Genomic DNA, 5,120 nt, shown 5'->3' with positions numbered 1-5,120 from the left:
GCCCCTCGTTGGCCAGTTCCTCGGGGCTGAAGAAGCTGCGCTGGAACGACGGCAGTACCTTCATCTGGACCGGCAGCTCGTTCAACGCAAGGTTCAGGTAGTAGGCGCCGGTCTGCAGGTCGTAGCCACCCCACTGCACGGTGCCGATCACGGCCGGCACGTCGGGCGCCGTCAGCGTGAGCGTGAAGTTGGTGCGCCAGAGCTCGCCATTGGCATCCCAGCCGTCGAGCAGGATGATCTGCCAGGTGTCTTCGTCGAGGTAGTACCTGCGCTTGGCTGCCACGTGCCGCTTGCCCGGGGCCAGCGCAGCTTCCACCACCCACACGCGGTGCAGCTCCCAGCGCACGAGGTCGGGGTTCAGTGTCTTGGGCGTGACGAGCTGGTCGACCTTGGCGAGCGCGGCGCGATTATTGTTGTAGGGGATGTAGATCTCCTTCTTGCCGATGAGCTTGAGCTCGTGCTTGTCGATCGGACCGAAGAGCATGAAGGCTTCGTCAAACAGGCCGATGCCGCTGGTCACCGCGTCCGGTGTGTCGTAGCCGACCGAGGGCGACTTGCGCACGCGGCGCTGACCCACCAGGTATTGCCAAAGGCCGCGCGGGTGCTGGGCGTCGATGCCGTCGTGCGCCAGGATCGCTTCGCCGGCCTTCGAGCCCGGCTCGCTGGCAATGAACTTGCCCAGCGCGTAGAAGCCGTCGAACTTGTCTGCCGCGAGGTTCGGATCGTGGTAGGGGCGCCACCACGACTGCGTGCCGCCGGAGGCCAGGCTGCGCCTGCCGTCGGCCGTCATCACCCACACACGGAAAGGCGTCTGCATGGCCATGCCGGTCCAGGCCAGGCGATGGTTCATGATGACCTCGTCGCCGCTGGCGGGAATCGGAAACGGGGTGCCGCCGAACGCGCCTTCCACTCCCAGGCCGTTGTCCACCAGCTTGGCCTTGGTCGCATTCTTGAACGTGTTGTCGTACACATGCTGCGGCGCCGCCGCGCTGCGACGCGTGGGGTACACGTCGATGCGGAAGTCGGGGTACTTCTTCATCAACGCCTTCACGCCGTCGGACAGCTTCGCGGCATGCTGGTCCATGTTCTTGGCGCTGATCTGCAGGATGGGTTTGTCGCCCGGGAAGGGGTCGGGCCGCGGGTCGCCGTTCTTGTAGCCGGCGGCGGCCTTGGTCAGGCCCCCTTCCCACGAAGGGATGGTGCCGTCCTTGTTGCCGGCCCTCTCGGCGCCCAGCGGCGTGAGCGTGGTCTTGAGCTTGGCAGCCTCTTCGGCCGACACCGCGGCATGGGCCGTGAACGGCAGGAGCGCGGCGCAAGCCAGTGCAATGAGCTTGTGCTTCATGGTGATGATCCTTAGAAAGTGCGCGAGGCGCTGAACGACAGGTTGGCGCGGTCGCGCAGGGTCTGGCCGAAGCTCAGCTGGCGCAGCGCTGCGCTGCCGGGCACCAGCGTCTCGGTAAAGGTCTTGGCCTTGCCGAAGTAGTCGGTGTAGGCCAACGAAAAATTCCAGGCGTTCTGGTACTTGCCCTTCAGGCCAAGGCTCCACTCGCCGCCATCGGAAACGCCGCCGGCGAAGTTGCTCACGGCCGATGACCGCCCTGCGAAGTTGTAGGCCACGGAGATGGGCACCGAGAGATCCAGCCCCGATGCCGCCTGGAAGTACGCCGGCTCGAAGAGTGCGCGGGCGGCCCAGGCGCCCTTGGTGGTGTTCGGGTCCAGCCCGCCGATGCCCTGGCTGCTGCCGTCCGCTCCGGCGAATATGTCGCGCTTGATCTTCAGCCGGTAGTTGTAGGCAATCTCGCCCAGCACCGCGCCGCCACCCCAAAGTGCCGAAGGCTGCAGCACGTAGATGCCCGACAGGTTCAGGTGCGCAGTGTTGCCAAGCGCGTAGCAGGGGTTTTCCTTGCCGTTGTCGCAGGCCAGCACCGGACTCGCACCCCCAAGCACTGCGGGGTCGCTGGTGAGCGGCGTGTCCTGTCGCACGCTGCCCTCCAGCGCCCAGTTCAGCTGACCCAACGACGAAGTCATGCTGGCACCATAGGCACGAATGTTCTTCGCGTAGGCGACGTGCACGTCGCCGTTGACGAAGTCCATGACCAGCGCACTGGGCGTCTTGTCATGGTATTGAACCGCGTAGAAGCCGAACTCATAGTCGCCACCGGGCGGGCTCCAGCGCAGCTGCACGCCACCCTGGCCGCTGTTGCCCGGTGTTTTGTCGCGCTCGGTCAGCGTCGGCAGGATGATCGGGCTGCCGTCGGGTGCATTGCCGAAGTTGACCTGGTCACCGCCGATGTAGTCCTGGTTCGAGAAGAAGCTGCCGACACCGGGCAGCTTGCTCTTGCGCCACTTGAGCTGGTAGTACGCACCCAGTTGCACGCCCTCGGCCACGCGCAGCGAGCCCGACAGTTGTTCCACCGGCAGAAGCACTTCCTTGAACTGCCAACTGGGCACGGAAACGATTTTCGCGATGTCCACCGGCCCCTGCGCGTTGGCAATGGCGTTCTGGCCGAAGAACAGGCTCTCACCCCACTGCAGGGTGTGCCTTCCGAGGCGAACCGTGCCCGCCATTCCGGCAACCTCCCCCTTGGCAAAGACAAAGGCATCGAGCAGCTCCGTGCCGCGACCGTGCCGACGCCGCGTGGCGGACACGAACTCGTTGGGATCCTGGCCGATCTGGTTGTTGCTGGTGTCAATGACCGGGCCGAGCGGCACGCCGCCGGCATACAGCGGCGTGCCGTTGTAGTCGTTGCGGCCCAGGTACATGCCGTCATACCAGGCCGTGCCCGACAGGCGACCGCCAAAGTTGGGGGCCTGCACATCCAGTTCGGTGAGCAACTCGAACCGACGGCTGATCAGACCCTTCCTGAAGTTGTGGTCGCCATCGTCCTCGTTGACGACACCGGGGTCGTCGGCCACGTCCACGCGCGTCAGGTCGCGCGACGGGTCCTTCAGCCGATAGCCGGCGCTGAACTTCGGCGTCAGGTCCAGCCGGACCTTGAGGTCCGGGTCCGGTGTGTCGATGGTGAAGGCGTGTGCCGTGCAGGCGGCAAGCGCCGCCGCCGCCACTGCCGTCAGGTGCAGTTTCATTGTTGTCTCCTGTGGGTCTTCTTCGGTTCGATCAGAGGTAGCTGGCTTCAAATCCGCCGTCCACCGGCAGGTTGGCACCAACGATCGCGCGCGCGTCGTCGCTGCAGAGGAACGCGATCGCCGGCGCCACTTCGTCAGCGAACGAGGGGCGCTTGACGCGCGAGGCATCGGCCTGCACGCGTGCTTCACCCAGCTGGGTGGCAAACTCGCCCAGGATCGGCGTGAACACCGGCCCAGGCGCAACCGCGTTCATGCGGATGCCCTGCTCGAGGAAAAGCGCGTGGCCGCGACGCATGGTCCAGACGATCAGCGCTTCCTTGAAGAACTCATAGCAGGTGGCCTGCGAGACCGGGTTGCGCGCCAGCCAGGCCAGGCCCGCCTCAAAGCTGCGGGTGTCGGCCAGAGCCTTGTGCTGGTCCAGCCGCTGCATGTAGAAGTGACCGAGGATCGACGACACGTTGACGATGCTGGCGCCTGCCGACATGCGCTCTGCCACGCGCTCGCTCAGGTGCCGCAGGCTGAGGTAGTTCACGCGCCCCAACAGTTCGGCCGGCGCGGTGCCGGGCACGCCAGCCACGTTGGCCAGCGCATCGACCTGCGCCGGCAGCTGCTTCATCGCGTGGTCGATGGCGGCCTGCTCCGACAGGTCGGCCTTGACGAATCCGTCCAGTGTCAGCATCGGGTCGCTGCGGTCCAGGCCGATCACGCGCGCGCCGCGGGCACGCAGCACGCGCACAGTTTCGGCACCAATGCCCGAGCACGCGCCGGTGACGACGATGGTCTTGTCCTTGAGACTCATGAATCCTCCTGGGCCGGGTTCAGAACGGATACGCCGGAGGCGTGTCCTTGACGGTCAACCACTGCCATGTGGTGAAGGCCTCCCAGTCGGCCGGTCCACCGTGCACGCTGCCGTTGCCGGCGACGCCGGGGCCGCCGAACGGGTTCACGATGTCGTCGTTCACGGTCTGGTCGTTCACGTGCACCATGCCGGCCTTCAGTCGCTGTGCGATCCCGCTGGCGCGGCCCACGTTTCGCGAGATCACGGCCGCGGCCAGGCCGCCGGCGTGGTCGTTGGCCAGCGCCACCGCCTCGTCGTCAGTCCTGAAGGTCATCAGGCAAAGCACCGGGCCGAAGATCTCCTCGTCGTACGCGCGCATGCCGCGCCCCACGCCGGCCAGCACGGTGGGCTTGTAGAAGAGCCCGTCGTACGTGCCACCGGCCAACAGTTGCGCACCGGCCTTCACGCTGTCCTGCACGACGCCATGCACGCGGTCACGCTGGCGTTCGTCGATCAGCGGACCCAGCGCCACCTGCTGCGTGGCACCGTCACCCAGCGGCAGATGCCTTGCCTTGGCAAGCAATCGTTCGGTGAGCGCCGCAGCAATCGACTCGTGCACGATCACGCGGTTGGTGGCCATGCAGATCTGGCCCTGGTGCCCCCACGCGCCCCAGGCAGCGTTGCTGGCGGCGAGGTCGATGTCGGCGTCTTCCAGGATCACCAGTGAATTGGTGCCTCCCAGTTCCAGCGAAGCCTTCTTCAACTGGCGAGCGGCCAGTTCACCCACACGTCGACCTGCGGCGACCGAGCCGGTGAACGAGATCATGTGAATGGACGGTTCGGCAACCAGCGCCTCGCCCACGTCGGCGCCGCCGGGCAGCACATGCAGCATGCCGGCCGGCAGGCCGGCGGCCTCGAACAGCTGCGCCAGCAGGTAACCGCCGGACACAGGCGTACGCATGTCGGGCTTGACGACCACCGCATTGCCCGCAGCCAGCGCCGGAGCCACCACGCGCAGCGTCAGGATCAGTGGGAAGTTGAACGGGCTGATGACCCCCACCACGCCGTGCGGCACCCGCCGCGCCACGCTTGTGCGGCCCGGCACGCTGGGCAGCACCTGGCCCTGCGGCTGCATCGGCATCGCGGCGGCCTGCTCGCAAAAAGCCATGGCTTCGCGCACCTCGTGCTGCCCCTTGGGCAGAACGCCGCCGGTCTCGCGGGTGACCCACAACGCCAGTTCGTCGAAGTGCTGCTG

4 protein-coding genes are annotated in these 5,120 nt (G+C 66.5%); all 4 read right to left on the bottom strand.

Translation table 11 applies throughout. The annotated features are described in order from the left end of the window. Positions 1-1,342: DUF1329 domain-containing protein (locus FKP22_RS20610; RefSeq protein WP_141289569.1), on the bottom strand; the 1,342-nt coding region annotated here is incomplete at its 3' end. Between the two features lie 11 nt (positions 1,343-1,353). Beyond that, positions 1,354-3,087, bottom strand: a complete 1,734-nt coding sequence (locus FKP22_RS20605; protein WP_141289568.1) for a DUF1302 domain-containing protein — start codon at positions 3,085-3,087, stop codon at positions 1,354-1,356. Positions 3,088-3,118: 31 nt separating this feature from the next. After that, positions 3,119-3,886, bottom strand: a complete 768-nt coding sequence (locus tag FKP22_RS20600; protein WP_141289567.1) for a coniferyl-alcohol dehydrogenase — start codon at positions 3,884-3,886, stop codon at positions 3,119-3,121. Positions 3,887-3,905: 19 nt separating this feature from the next. Then, positions 3,906-5,120 (bottom strand): benzaldehyde dehydrogenase (locus FKP22_RS20595; protein WP_141289566.1); only part of this gene is annotated, 1,215 nt, incomplete at its 5' end.

Origin of the sequence: Ideonella azotifigens (assembly GCF_006519715.1) — a bacterium.
GTDB classification, from domain to species: domain Bacteria; phylum Pseudomonadota; class Gammaproteobacteria; order Burkholderiales; family Burkholderiaceae_C; genus Ideonella; species Ideonella azotifigens.
Note: the sequence above shows the minus strand (reverse complement) of the source record. Positions and strands in the feature narration are given on the sequence as shown.